The sequence below is a fragment of the Salifodinibacter halophilus genome (genome assembly GCA_012999515.1).
Taxonomy (GTDB): domain Bacteria; phylum Pseudomonadota; class Gammaproteobacteria; order Nevskiales; family Salinisphaeraceae; genus Salifodinibacter; species Salifodinibacter halophilus.
The window spans coordinates 1-232 of sequence record JABEEB010000809.1 but is presented as its reverse complement, the minus strand read 5'-3'; the positions used below and the strand labels follow the sequence as shown (position 1 = coordinate 232).

The 232-nt window shown below is 63.8% G+C and carries 1 protein-coding gene; it reads right to left on the bottom strand.

Translation table 11 applies throughout. The features are described 5' to 3' along the window. The coding region (locus HKX41_13825; GenBank protein NNC25212.1) for an ATP-binding cassette domain-containing protein at positions 1-232 on the bottom strand (232 nt) is incomplete at both ends.

The window sequence follows — 232 nt, the reverse complement described above, 5'->3', positions numbered from 1 at the left end:
GCACAGCAGGCGGTCGAACAGGTAGTAGTCGGAATAGATCGCGCAGATCCGCTGGCGGTAGGCGGCGAAGTTGTCCGCGTCCAGGCGCTGCTCGCCGAACAGGATTTCGCCTTCGCTGGCCGAGTAATGCAGGGTCAGCAGCTTGCTCAGGGTCGACTTGCCCGAACCGTTGCCGCCAACGATGAAAGTCACCTCGCCGCGGCGGATGTCCAGGTCGATCGGGCCGATCTGG